The 15,364-nt window shown below is 64.0% G+C and carries 15 protein-coding genes and 1 riboswitch; of the genes, 11 read left to right on the top strand and 4 right to left on the bottom strand.

Annotated elements, in window-relative coordinates; translation table 11 throughout:
• Positions 1-27: 27 nt before the first annotated feature.
• Together C8C94_RS14605 and C8C94_RS14600 are read right to left on the bottom strand one after the other, a co-directional pair.
• Positions 28-1,146: an IS110 family transposase gene (locus tag C8C94_RS14605; RefSeq protein WP_121419543.1), complete on the bottom strand. Its 1,119-nt coding sequence runs from the start codon at positions 1,144-1,146 to the stop codon at positions 28-30.
• 276 nt (positions 1,147-1,422) lie between these two features.
• A complete protein-coding gene (locus C8C94_RS14600; RefSeq protein WP_055393087.1) occupies positions 1,423-3,048 on the bottom strand; it encodes a peptide chain release factor 3 in 1,626 nt (541 codons plus the stop codon).
• 176 nt (positions 3,049-3,224) lie between these two features.
• A riboswitch (S-adenosyl-L-homocysteine riboswitch) is annotated at positions 3,225-3,304 on the top strand.
• Between the two features lie 71 nt (positions 3,305-3,375).
• On the opposite strand from C8C94_RS14600, the gene ahcY reads away from it, so the two are divergent.
• The 5 genes from ahcY to C8C94_RS14575 all read left to right on the top strand — a co-directional run bounded on the left by ahcY (position 3,376) and on the right by C8C94_RS14575 (position 8,019).
• A complete protein-coding gene (ahcY, locus tag C8C94_RS14595; protein WP_121422878.1) occupies positions 3,376-4,809 on the top strand; it encodes an adenosylhomocysteinase in 1,434 nt (477 codons plus the stop codon).
• 148 nt (positions 4,810-4,957) lie between these two features.
• Positions 4,958-5,956, top strand: coding sequence for a TlyA family RNA methyltransferase (locus C8C94_RS14590; protein WP_121422877.1), 999 nt, complete (start codon positions 4,958-4,960; stop codon positions 5,954-5,956).
• The gene (gene metF / locus C8C94_RS14585) at positions 5,953-6,804 is read left to right on the top strand and encodes a methylenetetrahydrofolate reductase [NAD(P)H] (protein WP_121421226.1); all 852 of its coding nucleotides are present in this window, start codon (positions 5,953-5,955) and stop codon (positions 6,802-6,804) included. The genes C8C94_RS14590 and metF overlap by 4 nt, the downstream gene beginning before the upstream one ends.
• A 110-nt stretch (positions 6,805-6,914) precedes the next feature.
• Positions 6,915-7,478 carry a hypothetical protein gene (locus tag C8C94_RS14580; RefSeq protein ID WP_121422876.1) on the top strand — a complete coding sequence of 188 codons (564 nt, stop codon included), beginning with the start codon at positions 6,915-6,917 and terminating at the stop codon, positions 7,476-7,478.
• Positions 7,444-8,019 carry a septal ring lytic transglycosylase RlpA family protein gene (locus tag C8C94_RS14575; protein WP_228896090.1) on the top strand — a complete coding sequence of 192 codons (576 nt, stop codon included), beginning with the start codon at positions 7,444-7,446 and terminating at the stop codon, positions 8,017-8,019. The genes C8C94_RS14580 and C8C94_RS14575 overlap by 35 nt, the downstream gene beginning before the upstream one ends.
• Positions 8,020-8,067: 48 nt before the next feature.
• Here the strand turns inward: C8C94_RS14575 and C8C94_RS14570 are convergent, their stop codons facing one another.
• A complete protein-coding gene (locus C8C94_RS14570) occupies positions 8,068-8,955 on the bottom strand; it encodes a 23S rRNA (adenine(2030)-N(6))-methyltransferase RlmJ (RefSeq protein ID WP_055393092.1) in 888 nt (295 codons plus the stop codon).
• 311 nt (positions 8,956-9,266) lie between these two features.
• On the opposite strand from C8C94_RS14570, the gene C8C94_RS14565 reads away from it, so the two are divergent.
• The 6 genes from C8C94_RS14565 to erpA all read left to right on the top strand — a co-directional run bounded on the left by C8C94_RS14565 (position 9,267) and on the right by erpA (position 14,149).
• Positions 9,267-11,216: a serine/threonine-protein kinase gene (locus C8C94_RS14565; protein ID WP_121421224.1), complete on the top strand. Its 1,950-nt coding sequence runs from the start codon at positions 9,267-9,269 to the stop codon at positions 11,214-11,216.
• Between the two features lie 194 nt (positions 11,217-11,410).
• A complete protein-coding gene (gene rplM / locus C8C94_RS14560) occupies positions 11,411-11,842 on the top strand; it encodes a 50S ribosomal protein L13 (protein ID WP_008907237.1) in 432 nt (143 codons plus the stop codon).
• Between the two features lie 11 nt (positions 11,843-11,853).
• Positions 11,854-12,246, top strand: coding sequence for a 30S ribosomal protein S9 (gene rpsI, locus C8C94_RS14555; RefSeq protein WP_005798582.1), 393 nt, complete (start codon positions 11,854-11,856; stop codon positions 12,244-12,246).
• A 164-nt stretch (positions 12,247-12,410) separates the two neighbouring features.
• Positions 12,411-13,121: a DUF6776 family protein gene (locus C8C94_RS14550; RefSeq protein WP_055394671.1), complete on the top strand. Its 711-nt coding sequence runs from the start codon at positions 12,411-12,413 to the stop codon at positions 13,119-13,121.
• A 203-nt stretch (positions 13,122-13,324) separates the two neighbouring features.
• Complete coding sequence (locus C8C94_RS14545) at positions 13,325-13,723, top strand: polymer-forming cytoskeletal protein (protein WP_055394679.1); 399 nt, start codon at positions 13,325-13,327, stop codon at positions 13,721-13,723.
• 60 nt (positions 13,724-13,783) lie between these two features.
• Complete coding sequence (gene erpA / locus C8C94_RS14540) at positions 13,784-14,149, top strand: iron-sulfur cluster insertion protein ErpA (RefSeq protein WP_008907234.1); 366 nt, start codon at positions 13,784-13,786, stop codon at positions 14,147-14,149.
• An 88-nt stretch (positions 14,150-14,237) separates the two neighbouring features.
• Here erpA and C8C94_RS14535 read toward each other — a convergent pair whose 3' ends face one another.
• Entirely contained in the window at positions 14,238-15,353 is a 1,116-nt protein-coding gene (locus C8C94_RS14535; protein WP_255424240.1) for an anhydro-N-acetylmuramic acid kinase, read from the bottom strand.
• Between the last annotated feature and the right edge of the window lie 11 nt (positions 15,354-15,364).

Below are 15,364 nucleotides of genomic sequence, written 5' to 3'. Positions count from 1 at the left end.
CTGCTTGCTTGTCCTGCCTCTTTTCTTTCAGATGGTTTGGCCTTGCTCGCGCTGCGCCTGCATGCCGATGGCCCAGATGAAGCCTGCCAACTCTCTTGCGACGGCGATGCAGGCTTTGTTGGCCTGCAAGCCACGTGCACTCAACGCCGCGAAGCGCTGTGTCAGTCGCAACTGCGCTGTCCATGCCATCCTTCGTATCGGCTCGGACAGATCTTGTTGCCTGATCTGCGCTTGTTTGCCGATGCGCGCCTTGAAGCGGTAGTTCCAGGCAGCTTCGGTCAGCAGCCGCCGGGCGTGTGCGTTGCCTGTCTTGGTGATGCTGCCCCGGCTCGTGCGCTGACCACTGGAGTGCTCCGCGGGAACCAGGCCGAGATACCCCATGAGCTTGCGGGGATGCGCAAAGCGCCCCAGATCTCCAATCTCTGCCACCAGACCAATCGCCGTGATCGCGGCAATACCACGCAGCGCCTGCAGCGCAGCCACCACGGGCTCAAAGCGCCAGCCAGTGATCGAGGCCTGTAGCGCCTTCGTCAGCCGGTCCACACGGTCATCTGCTGCCGTCACGGCTTGCCAGTATTCGGTAAATGCCGTCTGCGTGGCGCCAGCACCGAAGTTCAGTGTTCCCAGCCAGCGGTAGTAGGCGCCGCACCACGAAGTTTTGCCGGTGTAGCGCACGTCGTGGCGCAGCAAGAACCCCTTGAGTTGGTGGCGGGCCTGCACGCGAGTGTTGACCGCGTCTTCGCGCGCCCGCGACAGGTCGCGGATCGCTTCGTCCTCTGGGTCGGGGATCCACACGGCGCTCAACTGGCCAGCGCGAGAGCACTCGGCCAATTGAACGCAGTCGCGCCCGTCGGTCTTGATCCTGTCTCCCGGGCGGCGCGGGATCTGCGAGGGGGCAATGATCTCGCACAGGTAACCCTTGCTTTGCAAGGCGCGCTGAAGGCCAAAGCCGGTAGGCCCGGCCTCGTACACGATGTGCAGCTGATCGGCGTTGCCGACCTTGGTCAACACCTTGAACAGCTTGTTCACATCGTGCGTGACCTTGCCTATCAGGCGCCCAGGCATGCGCCCGGGCTCGGCCGCTGCGATGCTGATGCTGTCTTTGTGGACGTCCAATCCCACGTGAATCTTGCTACTCTCTTGCATGGTCGGTCTCCTTGTTGCTGACGACGCAAGTCACAGCATGTAGCTCTACGTCCTTGGACGCAACCTACGATGTGGGAGACCGGCCGCCTAGTCGAGGGGCGGCGACCATGATGTCTAGGCACATCACGCCCTCTGGTCAAAGTCTTCAGCAGCAGCCAGTCCGCACCGACCAGGGCCAGTGCGGAAATGGTGGAGCCGATGCCAGTCCTGGTGCAAAGCGGCGCCGTGGAGAAATTGATCGGCTGACTGCGCAAGAATTTCCCCCTCTTGTGCGGGCTATGCGCCCTGCAGCGCCAACCCCGCATGCTCGCGCAGCGGGTGGAAATGGATCTTCGGAAACCGCTCTTGCGCCAGGCGCACGTCATACGGGCTGGTGCACAGGTAGGCCAGCGTGTCGGCCGCGTCGTGCGCCAGCCGCAGCGGGTAGGCGTCGGTGAACGCGCGCAGGTCGGCTGCGTTGTCGGCGGTGATCCAGCGCGCGCCGGTGTACTGGCAGCCTTCCAGGCGCACGTCGGCGTCGTACTCGGCCTTGAGGCGGTGCTGCACCACTTCAAACTGCAGCTGGCCCACGGCGCCCAGCAGCATGTTGCCGCCTGCGTCGGGCTTGAAGACCTGGATCGCGCCTTCCTCGCCCAGCTGGGCCAGGCCCTGCTGGAGCTGTTTGGTGCGCAGTGGGTTCTTGAGCACCACGGTCATGAACATTTCTGGCGCGAAGAACGGCAGGCCGGTGAACTGCAGGTTGGCACCATCGGTGATGGTGTCGCCCAGCTGCACGCCGCCATGGGTGGTAAAGCCAATGATGTCGCCTGCGTAGGCTTCTTCGACGGCCTCGCGGCGTTGCGACATGAAGGTCACCACGCTGGTGGGGCGCAGCTCCTTGGAGGTGCGCTGCACCTTGAGCTTCATGCCCGGCGTGTATTTGCCCGAGGCCACGCGCACAAAGGCGATGCGGTCGCGGTGGTTGGCATCCATGTTGGCCTGCACCTTGAACACCACCCCGGCAAAGCCTTCGTCTTCGGGCTGGATGGTCTTCACCACGGGCTGCTTGTTCACTTCGAGCGTGCTCACGCGGGGGCCAGGGGGCGGGGCCATGTCCACCAGGGCATCGAGCACTTCCATCACCCCGAAGTTGTTCACGCCGGAGCCGAAGAACACGGGGGTGAGCTTGCCAGCCAGGAAGGCTTCATGGTCCCACGCGGGCGATGCGCCCACGGCCAGTTCCATGCTCTCCAGCGCGGCGTCGAACTCGGCGCCAAAGCGTGCGCGCAGAGTCGCCTCGTCCGACAAGGGGATGGCCTCGAAGTCCTGTGGGCGGCGTTCGCTGCCGGACTCGAACACCGTCATGGTCTTGGTACGCAGGTTGATGATGCCGCCAAAGCTCTTGCCCTGGCCCACGGGCCAGGTCATGGGGCAGCAGGGCATGCCCAGCTCGCGCTCCACCTCGTCCATGATGTCCAGTGGGTCGCGCACTTCGCGGTCCATCTTGTTCACGAAGGTGATGATGGGCGTATCGCGCTGGCGGCAAACCTCGATCAGGCGGCGGGTCTGTGCTTCCACACCGTTGGCCGCGTCGATCACCATCAGGGCCGAGTCCACGGCGGTGAGCACGCGGTAGGTGTCTTCCGAGAAGTCCTTGTGGCCGGGCGTGTCGAGCAGGTTGATGACGTGCTCGCGATAGAGCATCTGCATGACCGAGCTGGCCACCGAGATGCCGCGCTGCTTTTCGATTTCCATCCAGTCGGAGGTGGCGTGGCGGCTGGCCTTGCGGCCCTTCACGGCGCCTGCGATCTGGATCGCGCCCGAGAACAGCAGCAGCTTTTCCGTCAGCGTCGTCTTACCCGCGTCGGGGTGGGAAATGATGGCAAAGGTGCGGCGGCGCCGGGTTTCTGGGGCGTAGGACACAGGGGGTTCCTGAATGGGATGGGTGCGGGGCAGGGCGCCCTGCGCAAGAATCTTCGGGCCGGGACCGGCGTGGGACGCAGGGGCGGCAGTGGCGGGATTTTACTGTTCCGTGCAAGGCCGAGGACGGATTCATCCCGGGGCATGGTGCGGGGAATGCACTTGCTTTTATAATCCGTCGATCCGAGGAGCGTTGCAGCGTCCCCAGCACAGGCGGGGCGTGAGGCTCGGAGTCATCTAGCAACGACGCTCATCCACTTCTCGTGTGGTGAGCTTTTTCACTCCCGCGACCAGTGGTTTTTCAAACATGCTTTGGAGCAAGAAACCATCATGAACGCACGCGTCAACGCCCCGGTCAACACCGACTGCATCATTGCCGATATCGGCCTGGCCGCATGGGGCCGCAAAGAAATCCGCATCGCCGAAACCGAGATGCCCGGCCTCATGGCCATCCGCGAGGAATTCGCGCCCAAGCAGTCGCTCAAGGGCGCCCGCATCACGGGCTCGCTGCACATGACGATTCAGACCGCCGTGCTGATCGAGACGCTGCAGGCCCTGGGCGCTGAGGTGCGCTGGGCTTCTTGCAATATTTTCTCCACGCAAGACCACGCCGCCGCCGCCATTGCTGCCGCCGGTACGCCCGTGTTTGCCATCAAGGGCGAGACCCTGGCCGAATACTGGGACTACACCCACCGCATTTTTGACTTTGGCCCCGCCGGCACCGAAGGCGAAGGCCCCAACCTGATCCTGGACGACGGCGGCGATGCCACGCTGCTGATGCACCTGGGCAAGCGCGCCGAAAAGGACGCCTCGCTGATCGCCAACCCCACCAGCGAAGAAGAGACCTGCCTGTTTGCCTCCATCAAGGCCAAGCTGGCTGAGGACCCGACCTGGTACAGCCGCAAGAGCGCCCAGATCATCGGCGTGACCGAAGAAACCACCACCGGCGTGCACCGCTTGAAGGAAATGTCGGCCAAGGGCTCGCTGATGTTCCGCGCCATCAACGTGAACGACTCGGTAACCAAGAGCAAGTTCGACAACCTGTACGGTTGCCGTGAATCGCTGGTGGACGGCATCAAGCGCGCCACCGACGTGATGATCGCTGGCAAGGTGGCCGTGGTGGCCGGCTACGGCGACGTGGGCAAGGGCAGCGCCCAGGCCCTGCGTGCACTGAGCGCCCAGGTGTGGGTGACCGAGATCGACCCCATCAACGCCCTGCAGGCCGCGATGGAAGGCTACAAGGTCGTGACGATGGAATACGCTGCCGACAAGGCCGATATCTTCGTGACCACCACCGGCAACAAGGACGTGATCCGCCACGAGCACATGCTGGCCATGAAGGACCAGGCCATCGTCTGCAACATCGGCCACTTCGACAACGAGATCCAGGTGGCGTCGCTGGAGCAGTACGAGTGGGAAGAGATCAAGCCCCAGGTGGACCACGTGATCTTCCCGGACGGCAAGCGCATCATCCTGCTGGCCAAGGGCCGCCTGGTGAACCTGGGCTGCGGCACGGGCCACCCGAGCTTTGTGATGTCGTCGAGCTTTGCCAACCAGACCATTGCCCAGATCGAGCTGTTCACCCACAGCGACTACTACGAAAACGGCAAGGTCTACGTGTTGCCCAAGCACCTGGACGAAAAGGTGGCCCGTCTGCACCTCAAGAAGGTGGGCGCCATGCTGACCGAGCTGACCGACGAGCAGGCCGCCTACATTGGCGTGCCCAAGCAAGGCCCGTACAAGCCGGACACCTACCGCTATTGATCCCGCGCCCCAGGCGCATTGCGCGCCTTGGCGGCGTGCCGCCGGGGCGCTGGTGGATCACTGCATCGTGGTTGCTACTATTGTGATAGCTGCTTGCGCTTTATGGATAAGCGCTGGAGGCTGATTTGACTCTTAAAGGATGAGCGCCATGCGTGCAGATGTATTTTTGGTGGAAGCGGGCCATGCGGCCACGCGCTCGCAAGCGCAGCGGCTGATTGCTGCGGGCGTGGAGTGGCGTCTGTCACCCCTGGCGCCCTGGCAGAAGGTGACCAAGAACGGCGATGACATCCCGTCCGTGGCCGAGGTGAAGCTGCTGGACGATGCCGAGGCCAAGTACATCTCGCGCGGCGGCCTCAAGCTGGAAGGCGCCTTGTTGGCCACGGGGCTGTCCGTGGCCGGGCTGCGCTGCCTGGATGTGGGGCAGAGCACCGGCGGCTTTACCGATTGCCTGCTGCAGCAGGGCGCAGCGCAGGTCATCGGTGTGGACGTGGGCCATGGCCAGCTGCACGAGCGGCTGCGCAGCGATCTGCGTGTGGTCTGCGTGGAGGGCGTGAACGCGCGCTCGCTGACCGCCCAGGCGCTGCAGGAAGCCTGCGAGCTGGCGCTCTCTGAAGTCGTCGAAGCCGACGAAGACAACGAAACCCAGCCCGAGGCGCCCTACAGCTGGATGCGCAACGGCGGCCTGGTGGACGAAGCCTACGACGATAGCGGCGACGCCAAGGACCAGGACATCGAAGCCTTCAAGTCCGAGCGCGCCCAGCGCGCCGAAGCCCGCGCGCAGGGCACACTGCCCGTCCAGCGCCGACGCCGCGCCGAATGCGCGGGGGTGGACACGACACCGGCGTTCGATCTGGTGACGGGGGATCTGTCCTTCATCTCGCTGACCCTGGTGCTGCCCGCCATTGCCGCATTCCTGCGCCCTGACGGCCACCTGCTCATGCTGGTCAAGCCGCAGTTTGAACTGCAGCCGGGCCAGGTGGGCAAGGGCGGTGTGGTGCGGGATGCCGCCCTGTATGCCGTGGTGGAAAAACGCATCCGCGACTGCTGCGCCGAACTGGGTCTGGCCGTACAGGCCTGGCTCGAAAGCCCCATCCAGGGCGGCGACGGCAACCATGAATTTTTTGTTTATGCGAGGAGGGCACCATGATTGCTGCCAATGCCCAGGGCACCGGTTTTCCGGTGAGTTTTGAATTTTTTCCGCCCAAGACGCCCGAAGGTGCGGACAAGCTGCGGGCTGCGCGCCAGCAGCTGTATGCGCTGCACCCGGATTTCTGCTCGGTGACCTACGGCGCCGGTGGCTCCACGCAGGAGGGCACTTTCGGCACGGTGCGTGAAATCCTGGCCGAAGGTGTGAGCGCCGCCTCGCACTTCTCGTGCATTGGTGCCACACGCCAGTCCGTGCGCGAGCAGCTCGCCACGCTCAAGGCCATGGGCGTCAAACGCCTGGTGGCGCTGCGCGGCGATCTGCCCAGCGGCTACGGCGCGGGCGGGGAGTTTCAGTACGCCAGTGACCTGGTGGCCTTCATCCGCGCGGAGACGGGCCGGGATTTCCACATCGAAGTGGCCGCCTACCCCGAGGTGCATCCCCAGGCCAAGTCGCCCGAGGCAGACCTGAACGCCTACATCGCCAAGGTGCAGGCGGGTGCGGACTCGGCCATCACCCAGTATTTCTACAACAGCGATGCGTATTTCCGCTTTGTGGAAGACACACAGCGCCTGGGCGCCAACGTGCCTGTGGTGCCGGGCATCATGCCCATCGGAAGCTCCACGCAGCTGATGCGTTTCTCGGACGCCTGCGGTGCCGAGATTCCCCGTTGGATACGCCTGCGCCTGCAGGCGTTTGGCGACGACACGGCCAGCATCAAGGCCTTTGGGCTGGATGTGGTGACCGATCTGTGTGACCAGCTGCGCAGCGCGGGCGTGCCCGCACTGCATTTCTACACCATGAACCAGAGTGCGGCCACTCTGGAAATCTGCCGCCGCCTGGGGATCTGACGACCACGGCTTGGCTACCATTAGCACTTTGCAACATTTGCAGGGGGATGGTGGTCATGGAACGAGCTGGGGTGGCGGTATGGTGTGCGCTGTGTGTGTGGGTGTTGGGCATGTCGGGCGTTCAGGCGCAGACCCGCTACCACTGCCGGGACGATAGCGGGAACACCTTTGTCCTGTCGCGGCCATGTCCTGACGGTGCCCGCACCACAGCCGCTGTGGCGGGGCCTGCCCCGGCGCAATATTCATCGCCACGTTATGACAGCTATTCGCCGGTGCGGTCATCGCCCGAAACCCCGGACCACCATCAGTATCTGAGCGCGCGCTGCCGGGCCCTGGATGAAAACATCCGGGGAGCGTATGGCCGGGGCATCAAGGCCGATGTGGTGGAAGGAATGCGGCGCGAATACCGGCGCGATTGCCGGGAGGAGGAGCAGGATGCGTACTCACGGCTTTCGGCGGAGCGCCGCCACCGCGACAAGCAGCGCCGGGAAGACGAAAAGTCTGCCCAGGTCGCAGCACAGGCTTCCAGGGAGCAGCAGGAGCGGCACGCCCAGCAATGCGCCGAGTCTCGCCGCATTCTTACCAACAAACGCGCCAGAACGGATTTGACGGATGGAGAGAAAAACGATCTGCGACGGTTTGAGGAAGCATTTCTGGAGCGCTGCAAGCGCTAGCGCCCACCTGCGGCTGCTGCCCCTGCTGGTTGCGGCCTACTGTGCGTGGTTGCCTGCTGCGCAGGCAGAGGGGGCCGGCAACACGGCAGAGCCCTCCACCCCGAATGCCGTGGATGCCGCGTTGGCCGAGGCGGGGCTGCTGGATGAGGAGGTGCAACCTCTTGGTGAGCCCATTGACGCTCCATGGGCTGCGCCTTCGGGGGAGTCTGGCCGGTACGAGGTGGCGCCAGAGACCGGACTCGCGTCCTGGTACGGGCCTGGGTTTCACCGGCGCAAGACAGCCAGTGGTGAGCGGTTTGACATGCACGCAATGACCGCTGCGCACCCCACCCTGGCCTTTGGCACATTCATCTGTGTGCGCAGCCAGATCACGGGCCGAGGGGTTGTGGTGCGCGTGAATGACCGGGGGCCCCATGCGCGGGGCCGGATCGTGGACTTGAGCCGCGCTGCAGCCATTGCCCTGGGGCTGCACGGTCTGGGGCTCAAGCCGGTGGAGGTGTTTCCTGTGGCCAATGGAGAATCGACCTGCCCTGAAGAGTGAGGACGTGGGGGCGGATGGGCCGTAAGAACGACCCGCCACTTGGACGCATCAGCCGCCTGATTCCAGGGTGTGCGTGGCGTGTTTGTCCTGGGCCAGCAATTCCACCATTTGTGGCAGTGCGGTTTTGAGCGCGGCTTTCAGGGTGAAGGGCGGGTTGATCAGAAACATGCCACTGGCTGGCAAGCCTGGGCGCTTGACGTCGCCAGCAGCGTTTTCGGTGAGCTTGCTGTTCTTGACGGTCAGCGTGGCATGCAGCCAGCTTTTGCCTGCCTTGGTGGCCAGGGTCTTGAGGCGGCGAGGCAGGTCGTGCGCCTCGGGGCGCGGGATGATGGGGTACCAAAAGGCGTACGTGCCGGTGGCAAAGCGCTTGAGCGAATCCGCCGCCATATCGAGCACCTTGGCATAGTCGCTCTTGATTTCATAGCTGGGATCGCACAGTACCAAAGCGCGGCGGGCCGGTGGAGGCAGGAATTTCTTGATCCCTTCGAACCCGTCTTCGTGCAGCACGGCCACTTGGCGGCCTGCTTCGAGCTGGGCCACGTTGCCCGCCAGGGCGCGCAGGTCGGTGGGATGCAGCTCAAAGAGCTTGAGTTTGTCGTGGTCGCGCAACAGGCGCTGGGTGATGAACGGGGAGCCTGGGTAAACCCGCAGCGTGTTGCCCTGGTTGAAGGCGCGGACCATGTCCACATAGGCCTGCAGGGCCGGCGTGAGGGCTGGGGCCGTGGGGGCAAACAGGCGGACGATGCCGTCTGCAGCTTCGCCGCTGGTGCTGGCGTAGTCGCCATCGAGCCGGTAGAGGCCCGCGCCCGCATGCGTGTCCAGCACGGTGAGGGCCGCGTCTTTCTCGGTAAGGTGTTGCAAGGCGGCGATCAAGACCGTGTGCTTGAGCACATCGGCATGGTTGCCTGCGTGGAAGGCGTGGCGATAACTGAACATGGCTCTATGGTAACGAGTGCGCCCTGTCGCCTCACTGGGCCGGGTCGAGGGGGGGCTGCACTGGGTGGCGGGCACCAGACGCCGGTTCATGGTTCCATGCGAATTTGTCATGGGCTGGGGGCGGCAATGAACCATGGCGCGGCACAATCGGCGTATCTCTGACCAGGGTGTGTAACTTTTTTGGCAGACGGGAAGCCTTTTGTTTCTGTAGCGCGTGCTGGCATGCTTCATGATTGCGTTTGGAGCGGTGTTGGCACCCGTTCACCCACAATCTCTGTCGAAACAAGCCCGCACGCCACACCCTTTCCACCATGATCGCAAGTTCCAGCCAAGCCCCAGCCAGCGGTGTCAGCCATGTGGATGCGCTGCCGCCAGGCACCCGCCTCGCTGAGTTCGAGATCCTTGCGCTCCTGGGGGTTGGCGGGTTCGGCATGGTCTACAAAGCCTTTGACCACTCCCTGCACCGGGCCGTTGCGATCAAGGAATACATGCCTTCGGCGCTGGCGGGGCGTGCGCAGGGCCAGTCGCTCTGGGTGAGATCCTCGTCGGACCAGCAAACGTTCCAGGCCGGGCTGGCCTCTTTTGTGGGGGAGGCGCGCCTGCTGGCGCAGTTTGACCACCCTTCGCTGGTCAAGGTGTTCCGCTTCTGGGAGGCGAACAACACGGCCTACATGGTCATGCCCCTCTACAGCGGTATGACCTTCAAGCAGGCCCGTGCCCAGATGCGCACCCCGCCGCCCGAGATCTGGCTGCGCAAGGTGCTGTGGTCGGTGCTGGGTGCCCTGCGGGTGCTCCATGACGGTAAGACCCTGCATCGGGATATTTCGCCCGACAACATTTTTCTGCAGGACATCGGCCCCCCGGTGCTGCTCGACCTGGGCGCTGCCCGGCACGCGATCAACGACCAGGACCGCAAACACACCGCCGTCCTCAAGGTCAACTACGCGCCCATAGAGCAATATTCCGATGGCGACGAGGATCTGCGCCAGGGCCCGTGGAGCGACCTGTATTCCCTGGCTGCGGTGGTGCATGGCTGCTTGTGCAACGACACGCCGCTGCCTGCAACGTTGCGCTCCATCCGCGATCGCATGGTGTCGTTCTCCCGCGTGGCCAGAACCGTCAAGCGCCAGTTTGGCGTGGAGTATTCCGCGCCTTTCGTGGCGGCGATCGCGCAGTCGCTGGCGCTCAAGCCGGAGGACCGGCCGCAGAGCATCGACGCGTTCCTGCAGCTCATGGAGATGACGTCCGCGCCGGAGGGGAGCGAGCACTTCGACTTCCGGAACGACCTGGGGGATATCTGGGTGGAGCCTGCCGATCAGCCGGGCCCGGGCTTGGTAACGCCTACGGTGGATGTGACCTCAGCACCCAGCATCATGGCAGAGATGCACGCCCAGGCGCAACGCGCCACCGGGAACGGAGTGGCCCACGATGCCGGAGGGCGTGCCACGCCCGCAGGCGAAGCGAATGTTGGCGGAGACACCGTGATGCTGGGCGGCCCGGACACTGTGGCTGCCGATGCGGGTGATACGGTCTTCATCGACGCAGGAGACACGGTGGTGGTCGATGACTCCCGCTACGACGATCCTGCGGGCGGCCACCAGCCGGGGAGCACCACCCGCCATGCATCCGACCATCGGCCACAGCCATTGGAGCGGGAGATCGCCCGCCCCCACGGCAAGGCGGTGAAAACCACGCGGCGCTCGCCGGTGCTGGTGTGGCTCGGGGTGGCTGTGGTGGCCGTGGTGGTTTCTGCCGCCGGCCTGCGCTGGGCCCAGAGCAGCAAGGCGCCGCAGGACGACATCATCACCGAGATGGCAGAGCCGCCCGCAGCGCCGCCGCCTGCAGTGATGGAGACGGCGCTGCAGGACCCGGCCGCAGCGGCCTCTGCTGCTGTGGACGGCGCTGCGAGCGATACGGTGGCTGCTGCATCCATGCCTGCGCCAGCACTGGTTCCTGCTTCTGCTCCGCGCGCCCCCACTCGTGCGCGACGGGCCGCCCCTGAGCCGGCTCCGACCCCGATCGTGGTGCATGAGGAGCCGCCCCCGCCACCGCCCCCTGTGGTGGCCGAGCCCAAGCCTCGCCCGCCACCACCGCGTGTGCCCAGCCCGCAAGAGGCCTGTGCAGATGCCAATTTCCTCGCACGCCCCATGTGCATCCACCAGGAATGCCAGAAGCCATCCCAGGCCAACCAGCCCATCTGCGTGGAGAACCGCCGCCGCTACGAAGCCGACGAGCAGCGCCGCCGGCAGACCCCCAATTAGCCGTGGGCGAGGGGGCCGTGGGCTGCTTTCCGGCTACGGGCTTGCGCCACAGGCCTGCAAATTCGTATAATCGCGGGCTTCGCAGCGCTTTTGTGGTCCCGCGGCGAAGACTTTACGCCACCTAAGAGGCTTCCTTCAGAGAAGCACCGACCGTGGAAAAGGACCCACCAAACCCTCTTTTGAAGAGAAAACTCATGACTACTACTTTCAGCGCAAAGCCCGCTGAGGTTGTGCACGAGTGGTTTGTGATTGACGCGACCGACAAGGTCCTCGGACGAGTAGCCAGCGAAGTTGCTCTCCGTTTGCGCGGCAAACACAAGGCCATTTACACGCCTCACGTCGATACCGGTGACTTCATCGTCATCATCAACGCCGCCCAGCTCAAGGTCACCGGCACCAAGTCCCTGGACAAGGTGTACTACCGCCACTCGGGTTACCCCGGCGGTATCACGGCCACGAACTTCCGCGACATGCAAGCCAAGCACCCCGGCCGCGCGCTGGAAAAGGCTGTCAAGGGCATGCTGCCCAAGGGCCCCCTTGGCTACGCGATGATCAAGAAACTCAAGGTGTACGGTGGTGCTGAGCATCCCCACACCGCCCAGCAGCCCAAAGTGCTGGAAATCTAAGGAGCCTTGAGATGATTGGTGAATGGAACAATGGCACCGGCCGTCGCAAGTCCAGCGTCGCCCGCGTGTTTCTGAAAAAAGGCTCCGGCAAGATCACGGTGAACGGCAAGGACATCCAGTCCTACTTCGGCCGCGAAACCTCGATCATGATTGCCAAGCAACCCCTGGCGTTGACCAACCATGTCGAAACCTTCGACATCCAGATCAACGTGCACGGTGGTGGTGAATCCGGCCAGGCTGGTGCTGCCCGCCACGGTATCACCCGTGCTTTGATCGACTACGACGCATCCCTCAAGCCCGTCCTGAGCCAAGCTGGCTTCGTGACGCGTGATGCCCGTGAAGTCGAGCGTAAGAAGGTCGGTCTGCATTCCGCACGCCGCGCCAAGCAGTTCTCCAAGCGTTAAGCTGGTTGGGCTCTGGAGGGATGGCGGCTTTTGGGCTGGCATCCTTCTCCCTGCGAAGCTTTCCTCGGACTGCTTTACAGAACAAAAAACCGCCTTCGGGCGGTTTTTTCGTTTAAGGTGCGCTCTTTTCTCCGAGCCATCCTGATGTTTCACCCCTTCTCACCATGCGCCTTCGCCTTCTGCGCCGCCGACTGACGATCAGCGCCCCGAGGGTGGCCATCCGCAGTGCCTTGCCCTGGCCCCTTCGCTGGCTGGCCCTGGCCGTGGTTTTTGGTTTCTGTGCGGCAGTAGCCCTCTGGGCCTTCGAGTTTGGAAAGTCCATCGCAGGGCTGGATACCGTCTCCCGTGACGAACTCCTGCAATTGCGGGCGGAAGTGGATCGCCTGCGGGCTGAGGGGCAAGAGCAACAGACGGTAGCCCATACGGCGGAGAGTCTTCTGGTGGCCGAGCGGGCTGCCAAGGAAAGCCTGATGGCGCAGGTTCGGCAGCTGGAGACCGACAACCGCACGCTGCGCGAAGACCTGGGGTTCTTTGAAAAGCTGATTCCCGCCGCAAAGGCCGAAGGGCTGGCGATCCGTAGTCTGCAGGCCGAGGTGCTGGGGGGAATGCAGCTGCGCTGGCAGGTCCTGGTGATCCAGGCGACGCGCAATGCCCCCGAATTCAATGGCCGGCTGGAACTGGTTCTGACGGGCACCCAGGATGGCAAGCCCTGGACCCAGACCCAGCCGGCCCAAGGGCAGCCACTGCAGGTCAAGCAGTACCGGCGCATTGAGGGTGTGCTCGATCTGCCCCCCAGCGCCGTGGTAAAAACCGTGACCGCGCGCGTGCTGGAGGGCTCTGCGGTTCGCGCCGTGCAGGCCATGACCATCGACTAGTCCGGCAGCAGGGTTGGCCCCTCCGGGGAGCCTCTCATCCAGCCTGCTGCAAGGCCCCATACAGCCCTGCGCCGGTCGTTGTGGCAGGCAGGGGTGATGTGTGCGGGGCTTCGCGCCGTAGCCGTTTTCCGTGGGCTTTCTGCCCCGTCGTTTTCCGTTTGTATGCTCCGGGTTGGAGCATGCGCATTGAGGAGTTTTCACCCATGTTTTCCCGCAAGAAGCAGCCACCGATCAAAAGCCTGATCGCCCAGGGCACCCGGATCGAGGGAGATGTGCACTTTGCCGAAGGCATGCGCATTGATGGCGAGGTGGTGGGGGACATCCGTGCGGGTTCGGAGCAGCCCAGCATCCTGGTGATTTCCGAGACGGCGCGCGTGGAGGGGGCGGTGCATGCCGACCATGTGATCGTCAATGGCCAGGTGGTGGGGCCTGTGCACGCTGCCGAACTGCTGGAATTGCAGCCCAAGGCCAAGATTACCGGCAATGTGCACTACAAGGCGCTGGAGATGCACCAGGGCGCCGTGATTGCCGGGCAGATGTGCCCGGTGGCTGTGCTGGTGGAGGAAAAGCCCCCACTGAAGTTAGCGTCAAACGGGCAGTGAACTGAATTCCCGAGAAGACTGCAGTACTATTCACCGCAAACTTTGAACCCGGAGTACCCCATGAGCGCTGTTGCCGAAAACATCCAGACCGAAATGCCTGCCCCCATCCTGTTTACGGACAGCGCGGCGGCCAAGGTGGCGGACCTGATTGCCGAAGAGGGCAACCCTGACCTGAAACTGCGCGTTTTTGTGCAAGGCGGCGGTTGCTCGGGTTTTCAGTACGGCTTCACCTTTGATGAAATCACCAATGAAGACGACACCACCATGACGAAGAACGGTGTGTCGCTGTTGATCGATGCCATGAGCTACCAATACCTCGTCGGCGCCGAGATTGACTACAAGGAAGACCTGCAAGGGGCTCAGTTCGTTATCAAGAACCCCAATGCCACGACGACCTGCGGCTGTGGCTCCAGCTTCTCTGCCTGACACGGAGAGGGTAGGGATCAGGTGGTACACACCGCTCTGTACCTGACCTCTTACCACGTAGCCGCCCGCATGGGCGGCTTTTGTTTTTTCAGGCTGGGTAAACAGCGCCCAGCACACGGGCTCCCGCAGCGCCGGTCACACTGGCCAGGTTGCCGGGCCGTCCGTGCATCGCCTGCTGTGCCAGCCAGGCAAAGGCCGCCGCCTCCACCTGTAATGCGGGCAGGCCCAGGGTATCGGTGGCGGTGACCTGCACGCCAGGGCAGGCTGCCTGCAGCCGTGCCATCAAGTAGGCATTGAGTGCGCCACCGCCGCACACTGCCATCGTTTTGCTATTTTTTTTGTAGCTGTTTGCGCTTATTGCACATGCGCGGGCGGTGTATTCGGTCAGGGTCGCTTGTACGTCGGCAGGGTTTGCCTGTGCGAACGGCGCCAGGTGGTGGGCGAGCCATGCGGGGTTGAACAGATCGCGTCCCGTGCTCTTGGGGGGTGGCTTGTGCAAAAAGGGTTCGTCCAGCAACGATGCCAGCAACTCCGGCAGCACCTTTCCGCTGGCGGCCCACGCGCCTCCTGCGTCGAAAGCCTGGCCGGTGTGCCGTTGGCACCAGTAGTCCATCAGCGCGTTGCCGGGGCCGCAGTCAAAGCCCAGCACACTGCCGTCGGCGCCCAGCACGCTGAGGTTGGAGATGCCGCCGATGTTGAGCACCAGCACGGTTTCACCCGCGCGGCCAAAAACCCCCTGGTGAAACGCTGGCACCAGGGGTGCACCCTGTCCACCTGCCGCTACATCGCGGCTGCGGAAATCGGCCACCACCGTGATGCCGGTGCACTCCGCCAGCAGGGCCGGGTTGCCCAGCTGCAGGGTGTAGCCCGTGTCATCAAATTCCTGGGGGCGGTGGCGCACCGTCTGTCCGTGGGCGCCGATGGCGCGGATGGAGGATGCTGGCTGCCCGCTGTGTTCGAGCAGCGTTTGCACAATCTGCGCGTAGGCCCGCGACAGGGCGTTGCCTGTCAGCGCGGCGCGGTGCAGTTCGTCAGTGCCCGACGTGTTGAGGGCCATCAGTTCGGCCCGCAGTTCGGGCGCGAAGGGCGCGCTGGCATGGTGGGTGACCACACAGTGCGAGCCGGAAAAATCGGCCAGCACCCCGTCGATGCCATCGAGCGAGGTGCCCGACATCAGGCCGATGTACAGCTCGGATGCGCTCACAGGAGCCGTGT

Source organism: Acidovorax sp. 94, from assembly GCF_003634645.1.
Taxonomy (GTDB): domain Bacteria; phylum Pseudomonadota; class Gammaproteobacteria; order Burkholderiales; family Burkholderiaceae_C; genus Acidovorax; species Acidovorax facilis.
Note: the sequence above shows the minus strand (reverse complement) of the source record. Positions and strands in the feature narration are given on the sequence as shown.